The organism is Streptosporangium sp. NBC_01469 (assembly GCF_036227305.1).
Taxonomy (GTDB): Bacteria; Actinomycetota; Actinomycetes; order Streptosporangiales; family Streptosporangiaceae; genus Streptosporangium.
Genome location: NZ_CP109465.1, coordinates 6,692,723 through 6,718,469 on the forward strand (window position 1 = coordinate 6,692,723; position 25,747 = coordinate 6,718,469).

The window sequence follows — 25,747 nt, forward strand, 5'->3', positions numbered from 1 at the left end:
ATCGCTCAGCTGCTCGTCAGCGGCGTGATGTGGCGACGGTGCGCATCTCGTCGCCCTTGCCGTGCGGGCGGACGCGGCCGGTGCGGGCGGTCGGCACGACGCCGCCCGCGTCCAGTCGCCCGTACAACGAGCGAGGGGCCGAGAGGCCCCTCGCTCAGATATCAGTCGCGCCTTTCATAGGCAGCGGAATCGACGGTGCTCTGTCCGCCGTGCCCGGATTGTTTGGGACAGTACGCCGTCGAATACGAACTGGACGGCCTGGTCACCCAGTTGCCGTACGCCGAGGTGAACCAGCCGTCGGGATAATTGCAGAAAGCGATCGCCCGATAGGAGCCCGTCCCGCTGTTGCAGACCGCGATGGTGGCGGTTCGCGAGGCGGCCCCCGCAGAACAATTGGTCGGATAAGCATGGGCAGGAGCGGCCGCGAACGAGGTTGCGGCGATCCCCGCCGCGCAGGCCAGTGAGAGACGCGCGATTCGTAGACGCATTGCTTTCCTTTCCCTTGTGAGAGGTCTGCCGCCCAGCAGCGAACGGCGACGATGTTGCGTGCCCGGCCGGCGGCCAACGGGGCTCTTAACGCTTGTGGCGCCGATCCCGGTCGGTAGACCGCTCACCTCTTTTTCTTTTACCGTGCGAATACGTGCTGTGATGTGGGCATCCAGCTATGAACCCTGCGCATAAGTATTGGCCGGTTTCCCATCCACGTGCTTGCCTGGAAGCGCCAACCGCTTGCATGAGAGTGCCAACCTTGCCGGGAGGCCGTCGGAGTCGAGGCGCGGCGGAACAGCCGTTCGCTGTCAGGCCGTCCGTCACCTCACCGTCGAACTCGAAGACGCCGAGGCCGTAGCGGACCGCCGGGGTAGGGCGCGGCCGTCGTGCAGGAAACGTGCCCTGCCGTGGCCGTCGTCGCCGACGAAGTTCTGCATGCGGTGGATGCCCTGGTTCGGCTGGGCGGTGATCAGGGTGTCGCCGTGATAGGGCAGGAGCTGGAAGCGTTGCGGTGGGGCGGAACCGGTGTACTCGCCGGTGGGGGCCTGTTCGGCCCAGATGGTGCCGTCGTCGTCTTGGCTGATGGTGATGTCCGTGATCGAGTTGCCGTAGCTGCCGAGGTAGCGGCTCGCGTCGATGGTGCCGGGGCTCGGGACCGGCAGCGCGGGCAGCCCGATACCGGCGAGTTCGCGCAGCACGTGGCCGAAGAGTTTGTGATGCAGGGGTACGCCCTGGCCGCCGTTGGTGAGCAGCGCGACCGCGATGTCCCGTTCGGGGAGGAGTCGCAGGAACGCCGATTGGCCGATGGTGTCGCCGTTGTGGCCGTAGATGGTGTGCCCGTCGACGTGGAAGATTTCCCAGCCGAGCGCCCACGCGTCGCCGTGTGCGGTGACCGGGGACACTCGCACGTGCTCGGTCCGCATGGCGCGGATGGTCTCGGCGCCGAGCACGCCGCCGCCGTCGGAAAGCCGGCCGCGGGCGAAGATGAGCAGGTCGCGTGCGCTCATCGTCAGCGCGGAGCCCGCGGGCGAGAGGGAGCGGGGCAGTGCCCAGAGTCCGGCCGGATGGGGGGAACCTTCCGGTCCTGACGGGAAGTGGCCGACCGCGGCCCGGTGCAGGATGGCCTCCTCCGCGTCGGTGGCGGTGTGCGCGAGTCCCAGTGGCCGGATGAGGTGCTCGCGCAGGCACTGGATGTACGGTTTGCCGCGGAGGATTTCGATGATCCGGCCGATCACGACGTATCCGGCGTTGTTGTAGGAGAACAGTTCGCCCGGTTCGAAGAGTTGGGGTGCCCCGCTGAGCAGTTCGACGTACCGGGCGATGGCGTCGTCGCCGCGACCGGTGTCGGTGAATCGGTCTCCCTCGAACCCCGCGGTGTGGCACAGCAGCCGGCGGGTGGTGATCAGCGCGGACTCGTCCGCCGACCGGAATTCCGGCAGGTAGGCGCGGACGGGCAGGTCGAGGTCGAGTTTCCCGTCCTCGACCAGTTGCAGTGCCAGGGTGGCCGTCCAGACCTTGGAGACGGAACCGATCTGGAACAGCGAATCGGTGGTTACCGGAACACCGGTGCGGGTGTTGAGCACGCCCGCGGCGCGTTCCAGGTGTTCCCCGTTCGCGTACACGCCGATGACCGCTCCTGGCACCCGGTGCTCGGCGATCAGTTCGGGAAGCCGTTCGCCGAGCCAGTCCGCCAGTGTGTTGAGTTTCTTGATCATTGTCCTTTTCTGGGTGATTGATGCGCTTCGCAGCGAAGGCGTGGTTGAGCGTGGGTTCGGCGGGACCGCCTGCGGGCCGAGGCGTCACCGTTCGGCGAAGCGCCGCGCGGGCACGTCGACCTGCGGGGTCCGCATGGCCGCGGCGCCCCGCGCGGGAACACGCGGACGGCAGACTGCCCGGTGAGCCGTCAGGTCATGAGGAGGGATGAGCCGAACGCCGCCTCGACGATCTGGTCGCAGGCCAGGTACCAGTTCCAGTCACCGTTGAGATGCGTGGAGACGATGAGCCCGCCGTCGGGGGTGCCGAGGGTCACACTTACGGTGCCTCCCTCCACTCCGGCCACGACGTGGAGCATGCGGCCGTCGGCCAGCGCCCATTGGGACACCCCGGTGCCGTACCGGGCGTTGGGGATCCAGTCCCTGGTGGGGACGGTGCTCCACATCTCGCGATGCTGCGCGGGCGGGAGCAGGGAGCCGGTGATCAGCGCGCGCGTGAGCCGGAGCAGGTCGCCGGTGGTCGAGACGACGCCACCGGCGGCCCACACGAAGAAGGTCCTGTCCGTGACGTCGATCGGATCGGAGTCGGGGCCCAGCAGAAGCGACGCGTAGTTGTCGGGCGTGAGGCTGTCCGGATCGACGCCGTCCCTGATGACCATTCTCGAATACGCCTTGGCGTGCGGCCCCCGGAACCGCCGTTCGGCGAAGGTCCGCGCATAGGTGCCGGTCAGCCCGAGCGGCTGGATGACCGTCCGGTCGACCTCGTCCTCATAGCTCCGGCCGGTCACCTTCTCGATGATCGCTCCGGCGATGTGGTAGCCGCCGTTGGAGTAGGCGAAGTCCTCACCCGGTTGGTACATCGGCGGAATGGACATCTGGAGTTCCAACAGCTCGTCGACGGTCCAGACGTCGTAGCGGTGCTCGGCGAACCCGGACCGGGTGTGATACCTGCGCACGAACTCGGCACTCAGACCGGTGATCCCCAGGCCGCCGGTGTGGGTGAGCAACTGCCTGATGGTGATCTTGCTGCCGTCGTTGCCGTTGGCGCCGACCACGCCGGGCAGCCAGGTGTCCACCGTGTCGTCGAGGCTCAGCCTGCCTTCGGCCTCCAGAGTCAGCATCGCGGCGGCGGTGAACGCCTTGCCGCTGCTGCCGGCGTGGAACTGCTCCCCGGGTTCGCGGCGGCGGCCGGTCTCGAGGTCGGCCACCCCGGCCGAGCCGAACCAGACGCCGTTCTCGTCCTGGATCTCGGCGACGACGCCGGGAGCGCTCTGCTCGGCCACCACCCGGTCCATCACCTCCTGCACTCGCTCGTACCCGGCGCTCGCGGAACTGGTCATGGTGCACTCCTGATAGATGAGAACCGCCCGGTCCCCGGACCGAGCGGTTCGCCCGTCGCCGTGTACGCCCGCGACGAGGGAAGGCTCGGAAAGGACCGGGATTTCGCCTCCCACGATGGGGCGCGGTTCTGACAAACGGGTGACAGCGCGGTGATAGACCGCGCCTACCAGCGGTGATCACTCCCCGGACCGGGCGGTGCGCCGAACCTCGCCCTGGGGATCCCACCCCGGAAGGGGAACGTCCTTTGGCCGTTGCCGGCGTGGGTGCGGCCGCCGCGTGACATCACGGTCGCGTCATTCCGTCAGCCGGTCGATGACATCCTGTCTGGGCATCTGCGCGCCCCTTCGATATGCCGTGTCGTATTCGGCCGGGCCGAGTTTTTCGGCCAGGGAGGCGGCGAGCTCGCGAAGCTCAGGGTCGCCGTGGTCGAAGGCGCCACGGATCGCCTGGCTCATGCCGAGCGCGGTGGCGGCGCCGCCCGGGTCGCCCTCCAGATGGAGCAACCTGGCCAGCTGCTGGGCCGCGACGGCCAGGTCACGCAGCGCAGCCGGGATACGGGCGATGTCGGGCAGGAGCTCGCGGGCCCGTTTCGCGTCTCCGCTCGTCAGCAGGTTCGCCATCCGGGCGGCCAACACGAAACCGTTGATCGCGTCGACGGAGGCAGGAGCGCTCTCAAAGGCGATTCTCTTCATCCGGTCGAGTTCTCGATCGGCCCGTTCCACCTCGCCGGAGCGGCGGTACAGCTCCATCAGGGCGGCCATGACCTCGAGCTGCTGCGGTTGCCGTCCCCTCTCCCAAGCCGCCCGTTCGGCGATCTCGATGTCCCGCCGGGCACCGGCCAGATCTCCCGCCCGCATCCGCTCCACGGCGAGCCCGACCCGATGGGTGATCCCGTGATGGGAGGTCAGCGCGACGCCGCGCTCGTAGGCGGCGATCGCTCCGTCGTGGTCGCCACGAACCGAGCGCGTCTGCGCCACCAGCGTCAGTACCAGCGCCGTCGACAACCGGTCGCCGGTCTCCTCGAACAAGTGGAATGCCCTCTTCAGGGCCGTCGCGGCGGCTTCCCAGTCGCCGCGGTGGTTACCGATGATCGCCTCCACGAAGAAGGTGCAGGCGATGGCCCAGGAGTCGGAGCGGCTCCGCGCTCGGGCCATCTCGCGTTCGGCCAGCCCGTCCAGGCCGACGCCGTACCCCATGAAGAGCGTCCCCATCAACAGGGTGGGGTAGCGCTCCAGGGCGCCGGTACGCGCGCACTCCTCGATCAGGGCCCCCACCCGGTCGGGCGTGACGGCCGGACCGTCGTCCCTCGTCGCGCGCAGGATGTCGAAGGCGGCTCGGGCGTCGGGGGGAAGCTCTTCGCCGAACTCCAGCACCCTGGCCACGAACGCCTCGGCCCGCGGCTCGTAGCGCACCGTCATCCAGTACCAGTGCAGCGTGGCGAGGATCCGGGCCGCGGTCATGGCGTCGTGATCGTCGATGGCCGTGCGCAGTGCGTAGACGAGATTGTCGTATTCGGTGTCGAACAGCCGCAGCGACTCCTCCTGCCGGTGGGAGCGCAGCAGCGGCTCGTGTTCCTCGGCGAGGTCGGCGAAATGACGCGTCAACCGCTCCCGCGTCGTCTCCCGTTCGCCGGCGACGTCGAGCTTTCCGGCGGCGTAGGCGCGGATGGTCTCCAGCATCCGGTAGCCGTCCGCGGCCCGCTCCACGATGGACTTGTCGACCAGGGAGTCGAGCACGTCGGCGATCTCCCCGGGCGGGAACGTCCGGCCGGAGCAGATCGCCTCGATGGCGGCGGCGCCGGTAACGGCGGGGAACACCGAGATACGGCGGGCGAGGGTCCTCTCCCTGTCGGAGAGGAGGTCCCAGCTCCAGTCGATGACGGCGTGCAGGGTCTGCTGGCGGGGCTGGGCGGACCGATTGCCCGAGGTCAGGAGGCGGAACCGGTCGTCCAGCCGCCGCGCGAGCCGATCGGCGTCCATCGTGCGGAGCCGGGCGGCGGCCAGCTCCAGGGCGAGAGGGAGCCCGTCGAGGCGCCGCACGATGTCGAGGACGGGCTCATCGTCAAGGACGACGCCGGGCCGTACGGCCGTCGCCCGGTCGGTGAAGAGCCGTATGGCGGCCGGTCGGGGGAGCGGACCGAGCCGGCAGATCGCCTCGCCGATGACGCTGAGCGGTTCTCTGCTGGTGGCCAGGATCGTCAGGGACGGCCGGCGCTCCAGCAAACGGCCGGTGAACTCGGCCGCCGCCGCCACGAGATGCTCGCAGTTGTCCAGCACCAGTACCGCCTCGTCGCCGCCGAGCAGCTCGGCCACCCGATCCACCGGCTTCGCCGACACGCCGCCGACCGGCCTCGCGCCCGGGGAGCTCAGCGCGCCCAGGACGGCCTCGGTCACGATGTCGGCCCCGGCCAGGGAAACGAGCCAGACGCGGCCACGGCGGTGGGTGCGGTGGCGGGACGCGGCTTCGAGAGCGAGCCTGGTCTTGCCGACACCGCCGGGGCCGACAACGGTGACCAGGCGGGAGGTCTCCAGCAATCCGCCGAGCAACGTGAGCTCGTCGTCGCGGCCGACGAAGCTGGTCAGCGGGGCGGGGAGCCGGCCGGGCTCCGGCTCCGCCCGCACCTGAGGCACCTCTCGCTCACCGCGCAGCACCGCCAGATGGGCGGTCCGCAGCTCTTGCGAGGGGTCGATGCCGAGCTGGTCGGCGAGGGTGTTGCGAACCCGCTCGAACACCTTCAGGGCATCGGACTGGCGGCCCGCGGCGTGGAGGGCGCGCATGCGCAGGGCGGCCAGCCGTTCGCGCAGCGGGTGCTCGGCGGACGCCGCCTCCAGGTCGGCGAGGATGTCGGCGTGGTGGCCCAGCCGCAGTCCGGCGTCGAACCGGTCCTCCGCCGCCGCGACGCGCAGTTCCTCCAGCCGGGCGGCGGCCGTACCGGAGAACGGGGCGTCGAGCACGTCCGCCAGCGCCGGCCCCCGCCACAGCGCGAGCGCCTCACCGAGATGCGCGGCGGCCCGGTCCGGGCGGCCGGCCGCCAGCTCCCGACGGCCGCGGGCGGCGAGATCCGCGAACCGGTTGGCGTCCACGTCCTCGGCCCGCACCCGCAGCCGATAGCCGGTGGCCACGGACTCGACCGCCACGCTGCCCAGAGCCTTGCGCAGCCGGTACACCAGGGCGTGCAGCGCCTTGGCGGCCCCCGCGGGCGGGTGCTCCCCCCACAGGGCATCGACCAGCGACTCCGCCTGCACGACCTGGCCGGCGGAAAGGGCCAGCCGCGCGAGTAGCCCCCGGAGCCTGGCGCCGCCGACATCGATCGGGATCCCGTCGTCGGCGCATACATGAATCGGCCCAAGCACCGCCACCCGCACGGCTGCCCCCTTCCCCAAACCCGTATCAGACTAGGCCCGTTGGCATCCGCGGCGTTCTCGCCGGTGGGGCGGCCGAGCGCTGAGCGGCAAGCTCCTGCCGGCCCCGCCGGCGGCCGAGATTCCGGGCAGCGGGCGAGGACCTGGGCGGGGTGGCGTGGGGCCGTTCGCCTGGGTGCCGGAAATTTGAGCCACGGCGACCGTCAAGCGTCCATTTGGCGAGCTTGGCCCGGCGCTCGTGTGGCGCGACGGCCGAGAGGCTTGTCGGTTCCGGCGGACGGCAAAAGACAAAGGCAAGGAGATCCCTCTCTCCTTGCCACTCTTAACCTATAGCGCACCGGGGGGCTTGCGGCAAGCCCCAGGTCGTACCGCAGAATCGTCGGCCGAGGCCACAACCTACTGAAATGAGGGCACGACGTGCGGGTGTTGTCGTCGATGTACGGGGGACGCGGTGACGTCGAACCACCGGTGGGACCGGCAGCGCGGTTGCGGCCGGCCGACTCGTCGGAGGGAAGGCGACGAGAGGCGGGGATGTGCCCGACAGGAGGTTCGACAGAGCGTGAGGCGCCGGTGATTCGCTCGGCCGGTGCCATGCGATGGAGCATGGCCGTCCCGGAGGTGTCGCGATGATCGGGCAACACGTGTTGGATCTTCAAGAGGTCGACGAGACGCAGGTCGCGATCGTTGGCGGCAAGGGCGCGCACCTGGGGGAGTTGTCGCGGATCGAAGGCATCCGGGTGCCGGCCGGCTTCTGCGTGACGACGGACGCCTTCCGGCGGATCATGGCGGAAGCGCCGTCGATCGACGATCGGCTCGATCGGCTGTCGCGCCTGAACCCGGATGACCGGGAGGTGATCCGCACGCTCAGCGCGGAGATCCGCCAAACCATCGAAGGGATCGCCATCCCCGACGATCTCGCGGCGGAGATCACCCACGCGCTCGCGCGGCTCGGCGAGCACGCCGCCTACGCCGTGCGATCCAGCGCGACGGCGGAGGACCTGCCGACGGCATCCTTCGCCGGCCAGCAGGACACCTACCTGAACGTCGTGGGTCCGGCGGCGATCCTCCGGCACGTCGGCCGGTGCTGGGCATCGCTGTTCACCGAACGGGCCGTGACCTACCGCCTGCGCAACGGCTTCGACCACCGGAAGGTCCACATGGCCGTGGTCGTGCAGCGGATGGTCTTCCCGCATGCGGCCGGCATCGTGTTCACGGCCGACCCCGTCACGGGCAACCGGAAGGTCTCCACCGTGGACGCCGGCTTCGGCCTCGGCGAGGCCCTGGTCTCCGGCCTGGTGAACCCGGACGTCTACAAGGTGCGAGACGGCGAGATCGTCACCAAGGCGGTCGCCGCCAAGAAGCGTGCCGTCCACGCCTCGCCGGCCGGCGGGACGCGGGTACTGCCGATCGACCCGCAGCGGCAGGAGCTGCCGGCGCTGACGGATGCGCAGGTCGTGCGGCTCGTGCGGCTCGGCCGGCGGATCGAAGCGCACTTCGGCCGCCCGCAGGACATCGAATGGTGCCTGGTGGATGATGGCTTCCAGATCGTTCAGAGCCGGCCGATCACCACGCTGTTCCCCATCCCCGCCGCCCGCGACCGGGAGAACCACGTCTACCTCTCCGTCGGTCATCAGCAGATGATGACCGACCCCATGAAGCCGCTGGGGCTCTCCATGTGGCGGCTGACGGCCATGGCGCCGATGCACGAGGCCGGTGGGCGGCTGTTCGTCGACGCCACCCGGCGCCTGGCCTCGCCCGCGAGCCGCGCCGCCTTCCTGGAGATGGTGGGGAGGTCCGATCCGCTGACCAGGGACGCGCTGGAGACTGTCCTCGACCGCGGCGACTTCGTCCCGGCGCTCCCGGACGCGGGTCCCGGCGGGCCGCCGGCCGGCGGCGCGTCCGCCCCGATCGAGACCGATCCGGCCATCGTCACCGAGCTGATCGAGCGCAGCCAGGCGTCCATCGCCACCCTGCGGCGCGACATCCGGACGAAGACCGGACCGGCGCTGTTCGACTTCCTGCTGGAGGCCTTCCAGGAGCACAAGCGAGTCCTCGGTGATCCGCTGAGCATGCAGGCGATCATGGCGGGGATGGAGGCCACGTGGTGGCTCAACGACCGGCTGAGGGAATGGCTGGGCGAGAAGAACGCGGCCGACACGCTCACGCTGTCCGCCCCCGGCAACGTCACGTCAGAGATGGGACTGGCGCTGCTCGACGTCGCGGACGTGATCCGTCCGCATCCGCAGGTGGTCGCGTTCCTGCAGGGCATCGAGGGCGAGAACTTCCTGGACGAGCTGCCGAAACTCGCGGGCGGGACCGAAGCGCGCGACGCCGTCGAGGCCTACCTCGACCGGTACGGCATGCGCTGCGTCGGCGAGATCGACATCACGAGGCCGCGCTGGAGCGAACGCCTCACCACGCTCGTGCCCCTGATCCTCGACAACATCAAGCTCTTCGAGCCGGGTGCCGCCGAGCGGCGCTTCCACCGGGGGCGGCAGGAGGCCGAGAAGAAGCGACAGGACCTGCTGGAACGCCTGCGGGCCCTGCCGGACGGGGAGCGGAAAGCCGACGAGGCCAAGCGGATGATCGACCGGGTCCGGACCTTCATCGGGTACCGGGAGTACCCGAAGTACAACATCGTCAGCCGCTACTTCGTCTACAAGCAGGCCTTGCTGGAGGAGGCCGAGCGCCTCGTGCGGGCCGACGTGCTTCTTGAGAAGGAGGACATCTTCTACCTCACGTTCCAGGAGCTCCACGACGTCGTGCGTTCGAAGCAGGTGGATGACCGGCTCATCCAGCGGCGCAAGGACGCGTTCCGGTCGTATCACGCGCTCACACCGCCCCGGGTGCTCACATCGGATGGCGAGGCCGTCGCCGGGGCGTACCGGCGCGACGACGTGCCGGCCGGCGCCCTGATCGGCTTGCCGGTTTCCGCCGGGACCGTAGAGGGAAGGGCCCGTGTCATCCTCGACATGGCGGAGGCCGATCTGGAGGCGGGCGACATCCTGGTCACGGTCCACACGGATCCCAGCTGGTCGCCCCTCTTCGTGGGAATCGCGGGCCTGGTGACGGAGGTGGGCGGCCTGATGACCCATGGCGCGGTGATCGCCCGGGAGTACGGCTTGCCGGCCGTCGTGGGCGTGGAGCGGGCCACCGGGCTGATCCGGGACGGGCAGCGGATCCGCGTGCACGGAACCGACGGGTACGTCGAGATCCTGCGCGGTAATACACGTGACCGACGTACCGGCGGATGAGTGGGGCGTCGCGTAGGAGCCCACCGTGTCCTGCGCCCGCTCGGTGCCGCTGTACCGCGAGGAGCGCGTCGCACAGGGATCCGTCATCGTGCGTCGCGTATGCCGAGAATGTATGTCGCGGTAAGCGCGACGGCACGGTCTTCGTCATGTGACAGATCCGCGAGGGCACGTGACGCCGTGGTTCCCGGGATGTCCGCGAGCGCCTGTGTCAGCCGTCGACGTGCGGACGATTCGACGCCGCCGTGGGCGAGGCGATCGACGAGCCCGGTGGCGATCCGATCCGCAGACGCGGGACGACTCGCCAGCGCGCTCAGGGCGTCGGCCGCGTCGACGTCGTTCGTCCCCTCGACGACGATGTCGATGAGCGTCGGGATCGCGTCGGTCGCTCCACGTGCCCCGAGTGCCAGGGCCGCGTACCTGCGGACCACGATGTCGGGGTTCGCGAGGGCGTCCCGCAGCAGCGCGGTCGCCTCACCGTCCGGAATCTCGGTGATGGACTGGACGGCACGTTTGCGCACCTCGGCGACCGGTGAGCCGAGGCCCTCCGCCAGCAACGCCAAGCCGTCATCGCCCGATTGCGCCAAAGCCCAGCGAAGGGCTCCGGCGACGTGCGGGTCCGTCTCGCTCAGCGCCGCCTCGACGAGTGCCTCCACCGGCACCGGAACCTCTTCGACCGAGGACAAGGCCGCGCGCTGGCGCTTGCCGGCGCTCTTCGACCCCAGCGCCTGCAGGAGCGCGACGACCTGGAGAACGCCCTCCCAGCCCGCGGGTTCCAAGGCGTCGATCCGGCGCAGTCGCGTGAGCAATTCCGTCTCAGCCGCGATGCGTTCCCGCGTCTGGCGGATGAGGTCGTCGACGAGCTCCGAGGGCGTGAAGTCGGGATCGTCGAGGGCGCGCCCGACGTCACGCAGCGACAACCCCAAGGACCGCAGGCTCTCGATATGGAAGATCCGCCGAATGTCCTCGCTGGAGTACTGGCGATAGCCCGCGTCGCTACGACCCGTTGGCCGCACCAGGCCAAGCGAGTCGTAATGCCTGAGCATACGGGCGCTGACCCCGGACCGTTGTGCCACCTCGCCGATCAACACTGCCTGTCACTCCTCCTCGCCGGTGCCTCCGAGGGCCACGACGCGCTTGGCCTCCTCGATCGCGAACTCGAATCCGGCGTCCGGGTCGAGCAACAGCCGTTCCGTGGCGATCGCGTGCGCGCGCACGCGCGGGTCGGGATCCTTCATCGCGGCGCGCAGCGTGGGCACGATCACCTCACCGAGCGCGACCAGCGCCCGGCTGAGGCTCAGCCGCGTCTCACGTTCGCCGCGCCCGAGCTGTCTCGACAACACCGTGGCCAACCCGGACTCCTCGCCTTCGGGCACGAGCACGACCGCCGTCCGCCAAGCGCTCCGCGCCACCTCGTCGTCGGCGTCGGACAGAAGCGCCCAAGTGATCGCCGGCCAGGCCTGCCGATCCCCGATCTTGGACAGCGTGTGCAGCGCCTGGCTTCGTGCCTGCGCACGCTCCGAGCGGAGTTCCTTGAGAAGCTCAGGAACCGTCACGGACGCCGGGTGGCGGGTGAGTGCCCAGGTCAGCATATCGCGCACATAGAATTCGGGTTCGATCGCGCATCGCTCGACGAGCTTGTCGACGAACCGCGGGTCAGGGGCCGTACCGATCGCCATCGCCGCCCGTAGCCGCACCGACGAGCGGCTGTCCTCCAGCCCCTGGAGAGCTCGAGTCGTATCCGTGTCCTGTTTCCGCATGGTCATCGGGACCACCTCCTCGGCAACAGTGAAGACCTTGTCACGGTGTCAAGGTCAAGCGGGGGGCGCCGCGAGATCACGCATCAGGCACGCGCGGGCAAGAGGAGGGGCGCACGGGTAAGCCACCTCGGCCACATCTGTGTCGTTTTTCTCAGGCACATCCCTTCGGGTCGTCGTTGCCGCGCCCAGGCCGCGCGGGCGGGGTCGCCTTCGAGCCGGCGGATCGCCCGGATGAGCCGGACGAGCTGTGAGTGGCGTTCGACGGCGGCCCCGCCCGCGCGGCCGATGTGAGCGAGGCGCCGGCCAAGGTGCTCGCGGCCCGGGGATGACCGGCGCGGGGATGACCGGCCGTGGTCAGCGCCGCCCGGTGACGGCGATCCGGACCAGGTCACGGCCGCGCACGCCGTACAGTGCCCTGCGCGAGGGGTCGAGGGCCAGCTTCGGCTCGCCGCCGAACCACTCGCCCGCCAGGCCGGAGGCGATGGTCTTCACGGTGAACGTCACGAGGTCGACCTTGTAGATCGCGTCACCGTCGGTGGTGTAGGCGACCAGGCCGGACACGTGCAGGTCGCTCCCCTTCGCGCCGACCTGCACGGTGCGGGTGACCTTGCGGCGCGACAGGTCGTACTCGAACAGGATCCCGGTGTTCGTCACGCCGTACACGGCCAGGGGCGTGTGCGCCAGGCCCGGGACGACCTTCGCACCCGGCACGGGTTCGAGCTGCCACAGCAGCCTGCGCGTGCGCAGGTCGAAGGCGGCCAGCCGGGCGGTCGTGGTGACCGGCGGAAGCCCGAGGCCCTCCTGGATGTTGGTGCCGAGGTAGGCGACTCCGGCCCGGCAGGTGACGGCGTACAGGCTCTGCCGCTCGACGACCGGCCGGTAGGTGTCCAGTTTCCCCGTGCGCGGGGAGTAGAGCGACAGCGCGCCGTTGAGCCGGCCGGGCTCGGGCTGGGTGGTCATCGCGATCAGCCCGGTCAGCGCGTCGTGGGCGAGGTCGCGGGGGCGGTCCTGCTGGTTGCCCGTCTTGGCGAGCAACGTGGCCGCCGGCTCGCCGGCCCGGTGCGCGTACAGCAGGCCCTGGGTGTAGACGCCGAGATAGGTGACGTCCCGCACGGTGAGCGCGATCTTGGGCTCGCCGGGGATGCCGAGGCGGGTGCTGGTGCCCGCCTTCAGGTCGTGGATGTCGGCGCCGCCCTTGCCGCCGACGTAGACCCGCCGCCCGTCGGAGTGCACGGACATGGGCTGCTCCGGCGCGGCCCTGAACCCCCGCTGGACGAGGTTGACGTAGTCGAGCGAGCCGTCGGCCGGGTCGTAGACGAAGACCGCGCCGTCCTGGACGCCGTAGACGCGGCCTTCGTGCGAGAGGAGCCGGTGGGTGGCCGCCTCGGGAAGCGCCACGCCGAGCGTCTGCACCGCGCCGCCGTCCAGCCGGCAGCGGTAGAGCGTGCCGGTGGGCCGCCCGGTGAAGTAGACATGGCCGTCGTGCAGCAGGACCGAGGGAATGTACTTCTCGCCGGTGGCGAGCACGCGGTGGTCGGACGGGTCCGACTTCGACATCACCAGCACCTCGCCGTTGGAGGAGATGCCTCCCGCGAGGTGGGTGTCGGAGATCGTCAGGCTCGCGACGAAGTCGCGGGAGGCCAGCTCTGCGGGCAGGATGTCGCGCTTGGCACCCGTGGCCCGGTCGATCGCGATCAGGTGGGCGTGCGCGCCGACACCCGCGTAGACGGTGGTGGCGTCGGCGGCGATGCTCCGCACGTACGCCTCACCCTCGACGATGACGCCCAGGTCGCGGCTCGTTCCCGTGGCCGGGTCGTACTCCACGACCCGGCCCGGTTCGGAGATCGCCAGGTGGACCTTGCCTTCGGGGGAGGAGGCCAGGTTCCAGATGTAGGCGTGGCTGTAGGCGCCCACCTTGGACAGCGCGCCGGTGAGCGTGTCGAGCCGGTAGAGGTCGGAGCGGCTGTGGGTGCCGATGTAGACATCGGTGCCGACCGCGCACATCGCCCACACGCCGATGCCCGTGGGGATGTCGGTGTGCCCGGTCACCGTGTCGCGGGCCAGGTCGTACGCGCCCACGACGTTGGGTGACAGCCCACGGGTGCCGGCGTAGAGCACGCCGCCGACGAACTCGCCGTTGCCGAGGGCACTGGTGACGCTGGCCGGGCCCAGGACGGTCACCTCGCCTTCGGCGGCGGCGTGGGCGGGGGCGGCGGGCAGCAGTGCGGAGCCGCCCGCGACGGCGGTGAGCTGCAGGAATCTGCGACGGTGGATCACGTGGGGGGAACCTTTCCGGTCGTCGTGGACGGGAGTGGGTGATGGGGAGGACGCCGAGTGCGTCGTAGGACACTGCTCCGATGGGGGAGGGGGTCTCGGCGCGGACCCGGTCGTCCGTCCCGAAGGTGTGGCCGCCCGGATCGACCCGGTTCGAGGGCGAGGGTGCGCGGACGGCCTTGCGTGACGACGGAGCAGACCTTGCCACCGGGCGGCGTGGGGGCGTGGGCGGGGGTGGTGGGGAGCGGGGATAGACACATGAGTCTTCCCAATTCGGTCGTTGCCGAAATCAACCTTCGACGGAAAGGTTAGCGGTCTTTGTGTTTTCGGTCAGGACCCTAATAAGAAAATTATTGGTGATCGTCGTCGCGGCATCCGCAGTGCCGGGCTCCGGGGATCCGCGTCATCCGGGCCGAGCCGGGCCTGTCCGGCTGTCCCGGCGGGAGCGTCGTCGGGATGCTCCGGCGTGGTCCGAGGGTCCCGCCGCCCCCCGTGGGCCGCCGCCAGGTCGTTCGTGCGGATCGCCGTGCGCGGCGAGCCGATCGGCATCATCGCATGTACGCCGGAGGCCTCCTCGGCGGAGGCTTCGCCGCGATCGACCCCACGACCGAGCAGGCGCGGGAGCTCCACACCCTCTCCCGGAGCGAGGGCGTGGTCTCGCGCAAGCGGTGGGTCAAGGTGATCTTCCCGAGTCGAACCGCGGGGATTCGGCCGGTGTCCACCTTGATCCCGTCTCATGTATTTGGGTCTTGACCGTAATCGGCGCAGCATGCAAACTAACGATCATGCCCAGCCCGCCGTCCGCGGGTTGGCCCTAACTCGAGGAGCAGAACTTGACACGTCCGATGACCCGCTTGACGACTGCCGGGCTGGCCGTCATCGCCGCCACCGGCCTGCTCGCCGCGACGGCGCGGTCCGCCCACGCCGACCGGCGATGAGGTGCGAGCAGCAAGATTCTGATCAACGACGGTGGTGGGGGCGAGGCTCCGTCGACGGTGTGGGGGCACGAGCACGCCGCCGGTTCTCACTACATCCACCACATCACCCGCAGTCTGGCGAACAAGACCAAGACCTATTACTGGTACGCCGACAACGACAACCAGCTGCTGCCGAATCGCGACTACGCGGACACGCCCTACGGCCACATCACCTGCCCCGACACGTCCAAGCCGTGAGAGATCCCCGCGCCCGCCGGTTCATACCGGTGGGCGCGGGACGCTACATGAGATTACGGTCCTGGTCGAAATCAAACACAAACGAACGCGTCGTGGAGGTCGCGCTGTGCAGATCCGCGTGGAGGGCCCATTGACGGGGCCGATCCGGCCACACGCTCGACGACCGCCTGGCCGCAGGAGAGGGGCAGGAGCGTGAGGAGCCGCGCCCTGCGCGGGGCGGTGGCGACGGTGTTCCTGGCGGCGCTGCTCGCGGTGCCGTCCACGTCGGCGTCCGCGGCCGACCTGCGGATCGTCAACGGAGGCTTCGACGAGGGGCTGACCGGATGGAGCGGTTCGCACAGCCCGGGCGGCGTCGACGCCGTGGCCTGGGACGGGCGCACCACCGCGCGCGTCGCCGACACGGACCCGGGGGCCGCGTACGGCAGGGAGAGCATGCCGGGCCTGCCCGCCACGGCGGGGACTCGCTACACACTGAACGCCGGGGTCTGGGCCGAGAGCGGCACCGCACATCTGTATCTGCGCTTCAGGGATGCCTCCGGACGTCTTCTCGGCGGCGGCGCGAACGCCTCGGCGACGGGCAGACGGTGGAACCGCGTCACGGTCTCGGGCGTCGCGCCCACCGGAACGGCCACCGTCGCGGCCCTCGTCTACTCGGGTGTGGCCGACGTGGGCACCGCCTACTGGGACGAGGTGCTGATCACCGGGGACGTGACCGATCTGGGCGTGCAGATCGAGAGCAGCGTGCCCAACGCCACCACCTTCGCGGGCGGCAGCGCCTACGCCCTGTACACCGGCACCGCCGACGCCAACCCGCAGCTCGCCGTGATCGACGTGGCCGGCGAGAAGGTGACCCGGAAGATCACCATTCCCGACACCGCGGCCACGCCCACCGTCGGCGGCTGGGCGGCGGCCACGGCCACCGACGGCAGCGTCTACCTCGGCACCTATCCCAACTCCAAGCTCTACCGGTACGTCCCCGGCCAGTCCACGATCACCGACCTCGGGCGGGCGGAGGGCGGTCACTCGTTCATCTGGGACCTGGAGCCGGGAGCGGGCGGGAAGGTGTACGGCGGCACCTACAACGACGGCCGCTACTTCAAGTACGACGGCGGCGCCTTCACCACGATCGGGAACGTGCCCATCGCGGCCGGTGCCCAGTACGTGCGCAGCCTCGCCCACGACCCGGCCGCCAACGCCACGTACCTGGGCACCGGTACGAACGCCGCGCTGACCAGGTTCGACAACGTCACGGGGCGCGTGGACAGTCTCCTTCCGACGGCCTACGCGCACAACTCCATGGTGGGCGGGCTCACCTGGACAGGGGACAGGCTGTTCGCCTGGATCGACCGCACACTGCTCGTCCTGCGCGTCGTCCGCGACGCCGACGGCTCGCACGCCGCCGTCACCGACGCCGCGATCACCGACGTGGACCTGCACCACTCACCGGCTCGCGACGGCAAGGTCTGGTTCGTCAAGGAGGGCCTGCTGCACTCCTACGACGTGGGCACCAGGTCCGTGCGGGCGACCTCCGTCCGGCCCGGACTCGACGTCACCGGGTACACCTGGGCCGGCGGCACGCTGGTCGGCCTCGGCGCGGCCCCTGACGGCACCAGGATCTTCAAGTACGACCCCGCGAGCGGTAACTGGAGCAGCAGGGTCGTCTCCGGCGCACCCGTCCTGCCCGCCGCGATCAACGCGCTCGGCGCGGGGCCCGGCGGCGACATCTACACCGGCGGCTACCTGACCGGCGGCATCGGTGTCTACGATCCGCTGCGGGGCGACGGTGACGACGGCCGGCCGGACACGCCGACCCTCAACGGGCTCAGCCAGACCGACAGCCTGCTGGCACACAACGGACTGCTCTACCTGGGCGTCTACCCGTCGGCCAAGCTCTACGGCCACAACCCCGCGAGCTCCCGGCCGCCCACGCTCAGGTACACCGGCGGCGAGGCGGGAGACAAGGCCGATGACTGCGAGCCGGGCAAGGGCCCGCCGCCGCAGGACCGGCCGTACGCTCTCGCCGGCGGGCCGGACGGCACCGTCTACATGGGCACGGTGCCGAAGTACGGCAAGCGCAGCGGCGCCCTCACCGTCTGGAAGGAGGGCACGGCCGGGCGGACCCTCTGCGTGGTGCCGAACCAGTCCGTCGTCTCGCTGGCCTACGCGGGAGGCAGGTTGTTCGGCGGCACCTCCACGCGCGGCGCTCTGGGCGTCGACCCCGTCTACGCGCCGGGGGCGTCGGCCACACTGTTCTCCTTCGACCCCGCCACCGGTGCCGTGCGCCCGCATCCGCTCCCGCTGACGGCGCCCAAGGCCGTCACGGCCCTCGCGGAGGTGGACGGTGAGCTGTGGGGCCTGGCGGGCGGCTCGCTGTTCACCCTCGATCCGGCGCGGCCCACGGCGATCACGGCGAGACGGCTGTTCCCCGACCCCGACTATGCCGGTAAGCCCAGTCTGGCCTGGCGCGACGGGGTGCTGCTGACCGTGCCCCAGGATCCCCGCCACGTGTACGGCACGGCGGGCGACCAGATCTTCAAGATCGACAAGTCGACGAAGGCGCTGACCGTGCTGCTGACGAGCCCGGGGATGGAAGGCCTGACGGCCGACGGCCTCGGCAATCTCTACTACAAGATCAACGAGCGGCTGTACCGGCTCGCCGTCCCTCAGGCGTGAGGACAGCCCTCCTTGTTCGGACCTGAATCCTCGACCAACCACGCCCTCGACACAAAGGAAGCACATTCGTGCGAAGAATGATCAGAGCGTTACTCGCGGTCCTGAGCGGGACGGTGCTCGCGGTCGTCGCCGTTCCCGCGCTCCCCGCGCAGGCCGGCACCTGGGGGGCGTACCCCCCGAGTAGCGGGAACAGGACCTGTTCCAGTTCCGAGACTTACAACGGGACCGCCTATCAGGTGTGCCTGGAGTTCAACTCGGCACGCACGGAAGTGCGGGCCATCTCCTTCATCAACCCCGGCGCGTACACCAATTTCCAGGTCAACATGAGGCTCTGGGTCGGCGGCAACGGCGTCAGCGTCCCCCAGTCGTGCCCGACGATGACGACCAACGGCAGCCGCGCGTGCTGGACCGGATGGACCGCGCTCAGGCGGCCCTATGTGGTGGCCGACGCCACCTTCGGTATCGCCGGCGCGTGGATGAGGCCCGTGCGTGCCCTGGACATGACTCTCTCCGCCAAGCACCAGGAAAGGTCGAACTGGTGCGGTCCCGGAGCGGCGCAGACGATGATCGCCACGATGGGCATCTCGGCTCCCCCGCAGTCCAGCCTGGCCGATGCCTCGGAGACGACCGCCCTCGGAACGATGCCGTGGATGATGAAACTCGGCCTCAACGCGTACGTACCCCAGGACTTCCCCTACAAGGACTACGACATCCCTCCCAGCGGGATCGCCCGCGAGATCGGACTCAACACGATCGTGACGTCGCTGTCGAGGGGCAGGCCGGTCGCCGTTCTCGTCAAGCCCGGCCAGCTGCCCTGGTCTCCGAACGCGTCCGGGAGTCTCCGGCACTACATCGTCATCCACGGCTACGGCGGCTACGAGACGACCAACGCGAGCCACATCCCGTGGATGCCCAAGAACTTCAAGGTCTGGGATCCGGGTGCCGGGCGGGAGGAGTCGATCACGCAGGACGAGCTCTTCTTCGCGGCCAGGGGAGCGCAGGGGGTGGACGACAACCTCTGGGCCATCGCGACATGACGTTCGTCTGATCCGGCTGTGCACCAGGTTCACGAGGGTCTCGTGAACCTGGTCACCCGATGCCGGGATCGGCCGGGGGAGGACCTCGGCACCGGCCAGAAGGGCCGGTGCGCGTCGACCCGTCCGACCGATTCACATGTCGGTACGGACCGAGGCCCGATCTCAGGTCGGAGGGGTCGGAGGGGTCGGAGGGATCGTCAGGGTCGGGCAGCGGGGGTCGAGCCGGATCAGCGCCAGGTCACGCCCGGCCAGGGCCCAGGCTTTCCAGGAGCCGCGCTCGAAGTGAAGCTGCGGGTTGGTGTACCACTCGTTTCCCAGGCCGGTCGCCACGAGCCTGGCCTCGGTGCCCAGTTCGTAGACGTTGCCGCCGCCGAAGAAGACGGAGGTGAAGACGCGGCCCCGGTGGACGGTCAGCTCGCCGTACCCGGGCAGCGGGCCCCGGTGGGTGATCGTGCGGGTGGCCAGGTCCATCGCGAACCAGCTCGCGTCGCGCTTGTAGACCCCGTAGAGCACGCCGTCGTGCACCTTGACGTCCTGGAAGGTCCGGTGGCCGGCGACCGGGTCCACCTGCCAGAGCACCTTGCGGCTGCGCAGGTCGAACGCCGCGACGGACGCCGACGTCTTCACCGGCGGGGCGCCGCCGCCGCCGAGCACGTCGCCGCCGAGGTAGACGACGCCCTTGCGGGAGTCGAGCGAGAGGCTCATGAGGCTCTGGTCGGGGATGACGTCCACGTAGACGTCCATCTCGCCGGTGTCGGGGTCGACGACCGACAGGGCCCCCTTGAGGCCGGCACCCAGCGGGGCCGAGGCGACGAGCAGCTTGTCGGTGCGGGGATCGTACTCCAGGTCCCAGGGCCGCTGCTGGCCGTGGCCGAGGTAGCCGAGGCTGCGGACGCGGTCGCGCCGGTCGATCTCGATGATCTGCCCGCTGGGGTAGATCGCGGAGTAGATCTTGTCACCGCGGCGGACCAGGTCCTTCGGCTCTCCCGGCAGCCAGATCCGGCGCTGGTCGCCGCCGCGCAGGTCGCGGATGGTGAGGGAGAAGTGGCCGCCGACGTACAGCGTCCGGTCGCGGTCGAGCAGCATCGACTGCGGGCGCTCCGAGCCGGTCGGCAGGCCCGCCTCGATCAGGTCGGTGAACGCGGCCTGGCCGGTGCGCACGTCCATCGTCCACATGCCCCCGCTACCGGAGAAGCCGAGCAGCGTGTCGCCCTCGGGCACCAACCGGCGGGTCTCCTCGCCGGTCCTGGGGGTGCCGACCTCGGTGAGCGCGGTGTCGCCCGTGCGATAGCGGTAGATCGTGCCCCGCGGCCTGGACGACACGTACGCGGTGCCGTCGCCGGCGAAACCGATCATGTCGAGGGTGAGGTCGCCGAGGTCGACCCGCCTGGCGTCCGTGCCGTCCTTGCGCACGTCGAAGAGGGTGTTCCCGCTGGCCCCGAGCACCCGGTCACCGTGCTCGGCGACCGCGCCGAACCCGGTGCCGCCCGCCGCCAGCTCGCGCACCGCGCCGCTCACGCGGTCGATCGCGACCAGCTTGGCCTTGTCGAGCAGCCCGGCGTAGACGGTGTGGTCGTCGACGGTGAGGCTGCGCACGTAGCGCTCGCCCGCGGCCAGGACCCCGAAGACACGCACCGCGCCGGTGGCCGGGTCGTACTCGCGGACCCTGCCGTCGGGATAGGTCCCGGCGTAGATCTTCCCGTCGGGGGAGGCGGCCAGGCTCCAGATGTACCCGCCGCTGCCGCCGAAGGAGGCCAGATGCTCGACCTCGCCCGTCGCCGGGTCGAACCTGTACAGGTCCGGCACCGGGTAGGTGCCGGCGTAGATCTTGCCGCCCGCGACCGCCATGGCCCAGGCTCCCTCGGCCTCACCGGCGGCGGGCGCGTCGGGCAGCCGCACCGAGCGGAGCGTCTTGCGGGTGGCCAGGTCGATCTCGGCGAGCACGGGCGGCTTCAGGCCGCGTGTGACGACGTATCCGCGCCCCTCGTGGGTGACGGCGCCGACGATGGCGCCGGTCACGGACGCGGGGCCGAACCTCTGCACCCCGGTCCCCTCGCACCGCGCCTCCTGAACCCGCGAGCTCTGTACGGCGGGACTCCGTTCGGCGGGCGGACCCTGCGCGGCGGCGGCGATCGAGGGTACGAGCAGGACGGGTAGCGCGGCGACGGTGACGAGGCCGGCTCGCGGCGATCGACTGGGAGGCATGGACCACTCCTTGCGAGGATATATTGGTCCAGACCGTAATCAAGTGAGCGAGAGCCGTCAACACTCTCGCCCGCACAGCCCCTTCAGTCGGGAGCCGTCGACGCTCCCGCCCTTGCGGTCATCGGGATCGATGATTATGGTCATGACCGGTATGCGAACGGAAGGATGCCCGGATGACACCCTTCGACACCCGGCGCCTGATCGGCGACCTGGTGGTGACGCTCGACGCCGACGTGCTCGGCGGCGCCTACCCCGACCGCGACCTCCCGCCGGAGCCCGCCCCGCGTGTCCTGGCCCGCCACGGCATCACCGCGGGCGCGGTGGCCAGCCTGCGGGCCGCGCTCTTCGACATGGCGTCGGGCAACGACGAGACCCTCGCCTCGGCGGCCGGCGGCACCGCACTCCCGGCCGCGGAGTCCTCCGCCCACGGCGAGCCACCGGCCGCGGGCGACGCGGCGGTCGTGCCCGTCGGGACCCTCGACCTGCGCGACCCCCTGGGCGCGGTGCGCGAGATGGAGCGGCTGGCCGTCCTGGGCGTGCGGGCGGTCCGGCTCTTCCCCGACGAGCAGGGCGTCGAGGCGGGCTTCCCCTCGGTGCGGCACGTCGCCGGACGGGCCGCCGCGCTCGGCCTGACCGTGCTGACCGGAGGCGACGTGCGCCGGTTCTGGCAGCCGTTCGCCGGTCTCGGCCTGCGGGTCGTCTTCCTCGACACGCACTTCTACCACCTGGGCGACTTCCTCGTGGCGGCCGCCGGCGAGCCGGGCTTCCACACCTCGACCCGGCTGCTCAACTCTCCCGACGCGCTGGAGACCGTCGCCGGCGAGATCGGCGCGGACCGCCTGCTGTTCGGCTCCCGCACGCCCTACTACGAGCCGCTCGTTCCCCTGCTCCGCCTGGCCACCGGCGACCTGAAGCCCGACGAGGTCGCGCTCGTCGCCGGAGGCAACGCCCGCCGCCTGCTCCTCGGGGAACCCTCATGATCATAGATGTCCACGCGCACTGGGGTCCGTGGTTCTTCACCATGGACGTCTCGGCGCTGACGATCCGAGCCATGGACCGCTACGGGATCGACCTGGCCGTCGTGTCGGGCACCGAGGCCGTCATCTACGACGCCCCGGCGGGTAACCGCGCCCTGGCCGCCCACCTGGACTCCGTGCCCGGCCCCGCCCGCCTGTACGGCTACGTGACCGTCAACCCGCGCCGCCTGGCCGAGGCCGAGCGCGACCTGAACACCTACCTGCCCACCGGCCGGTTCGTCGGCGTGAAGATCCACACCGACTACACCGGTTCCCCCGCCACCTCCCCGCAACTGCGCGACGCGCTGGCTCTGGTGGCGGCGGCGGGTGTCCCGGCGCTGGTGCACACGTGGGGCACCTCCGTGCTCGACCTGGCCCAGGTCTGTCTCGACACCCCGGGCCTGCGCGTGATCGCCGGGCACATGGGCGCGGACGGCTACCGGCACGCCATCGAGGCCGCCCGCGCCTGCGACCGCCTCTACCTGGAGCCGTGCTGGTCGCACTTCCCCGCCGGGCGCATCGCGGAGGTCGCCGCCGCCGTGGACCCGGAACGGCTGCTGTTCGGCACCGACTCCACGCTCATCGACCCGGCCTCCGCCTTCGGCTCCGTGGCGGCGGCGGGACTGACCGGCGACACGGCCGACCGCCTGGCCTGGCGCAACGCGGCCTCCCTCTTCCGCCTCCCGATCGGCTGACCGGCCCGGGCGCGAGGTGGGTCAGACCTCGGTGAGGAGGGCCCTTTCCAGAGTCCGCCCGTCCTCCTCCAGCGCCGGGCCGTACAGGTCGAAGGCGTGCGAGCGAGGAATGCGCCCCTCGGCGGCGGCCAGCCACAGCATGCGCTGGACGTAACCCTCCATCGGCGCGGTGAACGTCGCGGCGGCCAGCCGGTCGAGCCGCGCCGACGCCCGCTCGAACTCCCGCAGGTCGTTCCCGGCGAAGGCACGCATCACCTCGCGGGTGACGCCCACCCGCGCGGCCGCGAGGCCGACCAGCGCCGCCCCGGCGCCCCACAGCAGCGACGGGCCGAACATCCGGTCCTCGCCGGTGATCGCCAGCCGTCCCGCCTCGTGGGTGATCCGTATCGCCTCCTGGCATCCCATCGCGTCCGACAGCAGCGCCGTCTTCAGTCCCGCCACCCCGGGGTGGCGGACGATCTCCCTCAGTACGGCGGGCGGGCAGGGCAGCGTGTAGAGATCGAAGGCGATCATGGGCAGCCCCGCGCCCCGCCAGACGGCGTCGTGCAGGGCGAGCCGGTCCTCGGCGGAGGGGAACACCAGCACGCCGGCGGCCCCGAGCCCGGCGGCGACCCGCGCTTCCTCGACGACCCGCTCCGCCGAACCCGGGGGCGCGTCCGAAGAAGCCGCCGGGCCGTCCGGTCGCGCCGTGCTCAACGTGACCGTGACCCCGCCCGTCCGCGCCTCATCGGAGGCGCCGCCGACGCCGACCAGCACCGGCACTCCCAGGGAGACCGCGCGCTCGATCACGGCGGACCGCACCGGCGGGGGCAGGAAGGGGCCACGGCCGGTGTGGGCGAGCACCGCGAGCCCGTCGGCGCCGTCGGCGAGCAGGCCACGGAAATAGGCCGTCACCAGGTCGAGGTCCACCTCGCCCGAGGCCGTCATGGGGGTGGCCGCCGCCGCGAGCAGCGTGCCGCGCAGCTGCTCGCGCAGCCGCGCGGCCTGTGGCGATATATCCATCTAAGAGACTTTATTTGAGTCCGGTCATCGCGATGCTGTTGACCAGGTACCGCTGCAGGAGCGCGAACACCAGCAGGCACGGCAGCACCGACAGCGCGGCGGAGGCCATCAGCACGGCCAGCGACGACCCCTCCGTGCGCATCGACGCCAGCCCCACGGTGAGCGTGCGCATCTCGTCCGACTGCGCCATGACGAGCGGCCACAGGAAGTCGTTCCAGTGCCACAGGAACACGAACACCCCGAGCGTGGCCAGGATCGGCCTGGTCAGCGGGATCACGATCTGCCAGTAGACGCGCCACTCGGAGGCCCCGTCGACCTTGGCCGCCTCGAACAGCTCGTCGGGCAGGTCGCGGATGAACTGCCGCATGAGGAAGACCGCCTGCGAGTTGGCCAGCGTCGGCACGATCAGTCCCCAGAACGTGTCCACCCCGCCGAGCCCGGAGACGAGCACGAACATCGGGATCAGCGTCGCCTGGGACGGCACCATGAGCGTCGCGAGGAACGCCCACATCATCGTGTCGCGCCCGGGGAAGCGCTTCTTGGCGAAGGCGTACCCGGCCATCGACGCGGTCAGCAGGGTGATCACCACGGACACCAGCGCGTAGATCACCGTGTTGACCGTCCAGCCGGCGAACCCCGAGGACGACAGCAGGTCCACGATGGTGTCCAGGGACAGCGACTCCGGCCACCGGGCGGGCAGGGTGGGCTCGCCCGGCGGCGACAGCGCCACCACGAACATCACGAAGAACGGGCTGACCGTGATCACCGACGCGAGCGCGAGCAGCACCCACAGCGGCCATCGGAAGGACCCGCGCCGTGCCCTGACCGGAGGCTTCACGACCGCGGTGGCGGGCCGGGTGGCGGTGAGCGTCATGCGTTTCCCCGATCGAGCAGGCGGCGCTGGGCCAGCGACACGACGAGCACCAGCGCGAAGAGCACGATGCCGATCGTGGCCGCGTAGCCGAGGTTGGAGAATTTGAAACCCTGGTCGTACAGGCCGTAGATGAGCGTGTAGCTCGCCCTGGCAGGTCCGCCGCCGGTCATCACGTAGATGGTGTCGAACGTCTGGAAGGCGCCGATGGTCTCGATGACGACGACGAAGAACAGGGCGGGCCTGAGCAGTGGCAGCGTGATCCGGCGGAACCGCTGCCACGGCCCGGCCCCGTCGACCGTCGCCGCCTCCAGGTAGGAGGCCGGGATCGACTTGAGACCGGCGAGCAGGATCAGCATGGAGTAGCCGAAGCCCTTCCACGCCGACACCACCGCCAGCGCGGGCAGCACGAGGGCGGCCTCCTCGAGGAAGCCGACGGGGCCGAGGTCGAGCTTGCCCAGCAGCCCGTTGATCACCCCGTCGAACTCGTAGATCCACCGCCAGATCACCCCCGCCAGCACGAAACTGGTGACGTACGGCAGGAAGAGCATGCCCCGGAACAGGCCGCGCATGAAGACGACCGCGTTGAGCAGCAGCGCGGTGCCGAGCGCGACGAGGACGGTCAGGGGCACGTAGATCGCGACATAGACCAGCGTGATCCGCAGGCTGTCCCAGAACTTCGGGTCGTCGAGCAACCGGGCGTAGTTGTCGACGCCGACGAAGTTCCACTCCCCGCCGAGGTTCAGGTCGGTCAGGCTCATGCCCCCCGCCCCCAGGATGGGCACGAACCTGAAGACCAGGAAGAGCACCAGCATGGGGAGGACGAACAGCAGGCCCGCCATGGGGTCCCGCAAGCGCTGTCGCATCAGGTTCTCGCCTTTCGC

Annotated in this window: 17 protein-coding genes; 6 read left to right on the forward strand and 11 right to left on the reverse strand. The window is 70.5% G+C overall.

Annotated elements, in window-relative coordinates; genetic code table 11:
• Positions 1 to 161: 161 nt before the first annotated feature.
• The 4 genes from OG587_RS29345 to OG587_RS29360 form a co-directional block, all read right to left on the reverse strand.
• Positions 162 to 488, reverse strand: coding sequence for a hypothetical protein (locus OG587_RS29345; protein WP_329080808.1), 327 nt, complete (start codon positions 486 to 488; stop codon positions 162 to 164).
• Positions 489 to 809: 321 nt separating this feature from the next.
• Positions 810 to 2,204: a serine hydrolase domain-containing protein gene (locus OG587_RS29350; RefSeq protein ID WP_329080810.1), complete on the reverse strand. Its 1,395-nt coding sequence runs from the start codon at positions 2,202 to 2,204 to the stop codon at positions 810 to 812.
• A gap of 188 nt (positions 2,205 to 2,392) precedes the next feature.
• Positions 2,393 to 3,541, reverse strand: coding sequence for a serine hydrolase domain-containing protein (locus OG587_RS29355; RefSeq protein ID WP_329080813.1), 1,149 nt, complete (start codon positions 3,539 to 3,541; stop codon positions 2,393 to 2,395).
• Between the two features lie 294 nt (positions 3,542 to 3,835).
• A complete protein-coding gene (locus OG587_RS29360) occupies positions 3,836 to 6,925 on the reverse strand; it encodes a BTAD domain-containing putative transcriptional regulator (protein WP_329080815.1) in 3,090 nt (1,029 codons plus the stop codon).
• A gap of 605 nt (positions 6,926 to 7,530) precedes the next feature.
• Between OG587_RS29360 and rph the strand changes: the two genes are divergently transcribed.
• Positions 7,531 to 10,158: a rifamycin-inactivating phosphotransferase gene (rph, locus tag OG587_RS29365; RefSeq protein ID WP_329080817.1), complete on the forward strand. Its 2,628-nt coding sequence runs from the start codon at positions 7,531 to 7,533 to the stop codon at positions 10,156 to 10,158.
• A gap of 83 nt (positions 10,159 to 10,241) precedes the next feature.
• Here the strand turns inward: rph and OG587_RS29370 are convergent, their stop codons facing one another.
• The 3 genes from OG587_RS29370 to OG587_RS29380 all read right to left on the reverse strand — a co-directional run bounded on the left by OG587_RS29370 (position 10,242) and on the right by OG587_RS29380 (position 14,192).
• Complete coding sequence (locus tag OG587_RS29370; RefSeq protein ID WP_329080819.1) at positions 10,242 to 11,246, reverse strand: HEAT repeat domain-containing protein; 1,005 nt, start codon at positions 11,244 to 11,246, stop codon at positions 10,242 to 10,244.
• Positions 11,247 to 11,252: 6 nt separating this feature from the next.
• Positions 11,253 to 11,915, reverse strand: coding sequence for a HEAT repeat domain-containing protein (locus tag OG587_RS29375; protein WP_329080821.1), 663 nt, complete (start codon positions 11,913 to 11,915; stop codon positions 11,253 to 11,255).
• Between the two features lie 354 nt (positions 11,916 to 12,269).
• Positions 12,270 to 14,192 carry a hypothetical protein gene (locus tag OG587_RS29380; protein ID WP_329080823.1) on the reverse strand — a complete coding sequence of 641 codons (1,923 nt, stop codon included), beginning with the start codon at positions 14,190 to 14,192 and terminating at the stop codon, positions 12,270 to 12,272.
• Positions 14,193 to 15,184: 992 nt separating this feature from the next.
• Here OG587_RS29380 and OG587_RS29385 point away from each other — a divergent pair.
• From OG587_RS29385 to OG587_RS29395, 3 genes are all read left to right on the forward strand, one after another.
• A complete protein-coding gene (locus tag OG587_RS29385) occupies positions 15,185 to 15,364 on the forward strand; it encodes a hypothetical protein (RefSeq protein ID WP_329080825.1) in 180 nt (59 codons plus the stop codon).
• Positions 15,365 to 15,556: 192 nt separating this feature from the next.
• The gene (locus OG587_RS29390) at positions 15,557 to 18,037 is read left to right on the forward strand and encodes a hypothetical protein (RefSeq protein WP_329080827.1); all 2,481 of its coding nucleotides are present in this window, start codon (positions 15,557 to 15,559) and stop codon (positions 18,035 to 18,037) included.
• 77 nt (positions 18,038 to 18,114) lie between these two features.
• Positions 18,115 to 19,074, forward strand: a complete 960-nt coding sequence (locus tag OG587_RS29395; protein ID WP_329094052.1) for a C39 family peptidase — start codon at positions 18,115 to 18,117, stop codon at positions 19,072 to 19,074.
• A 162-nt stretch (positions 19,075 to 19,236) separates the two neighbouring features.
• On the opposite strand, the gene OG587_RS29400 is transcribed toward OG587_RS29395, so the two are convergent.
• Entirely contained in the window at positions 19,237 to 21,279 is a 2,043-nt protein-coding gene (locus OG587_RS29400; RefSeq protein ID WP_329080830.1) for a hypothetical protein, read from the reverse strand.
• A gap of 173 nt (positions 21,280 to 21,452) precedes the next feature.
• Between OG587_RS29400 and OG587_RS29405 the strand changes: the two genes are divergently transcribed.
• On the forward strand, positions 21,453 to 22,259 hold the full coding sequence (locus OG587_RS29405) for an amidohydrolase family protein (RefSeq protein WP_329080831.1): 807 nt from the start codon (positions 21,453 to 21,455) through the stop codon (positions 22,257 to 22,259).
• Positions 22,256 to 22,990, forward strand: coding sequence for an amidohydrolase family protein (locus OG587_RS29410; RefSeq protein ID WP_329080832.1), 735 nt, complete (start codon positions 22,256 to 22,258; stop codon positions 22,988 to 22,990). The genes OG587_RS29405 and OG587_RS29410 overlap by 4 nt, the downstream gene beginning before the upstream one ends.
• Before the next feature lie 21 nt (positions 22,991 to 23,011).
• Here the strand turns inward: OG587_RS29410 and OG587_RS29415 are convergent, their stop codons facing one another.
• Genes OG587_RS29415 through OG587_RS29425 form a run of 3 tightly spaced genes read right to left on the reverse strand, consistent with a single transcriptional unit; the run spans position 23,012 to position 25,729 of the window.
• Entirely contained in the window at positions 23,012 to 23,992 is a 981-nt protein-coding gene (locus OG587_RS29415) for a dihydrodipicolinate synthase family protein (protein ID WP_329080834.1), read from the reverse strand.
• 10 nt (positions 23,993 to 24,002) lie between these two features.
• Entirely contained in the window at positions 24,003 to 24,866 is an 864-nt protein-coding gene (locus OG587_RS29420) for a carbohydrate ABC transporter permease (RefSeq protein ID WP_329080836.1), read from the reverse strand.
• A complete protein-coding gene (locus tag OG587_RS29425; RefSeq protein WP_329080838.1) occupies positions 24,863 to 25,729 on the reverse strand; it encodes a carbohydrate ABC transporter permease in 867 nt (288 codons plus the stop codon). The genes OG587_RS29420 and OG587_RS29425 overlap by 4 nt, the downstream gene beginning before the upstream one ends.
• Between the last annotated feature and the right edge of the window lie 18 nt (positions 25,730 to 25,747).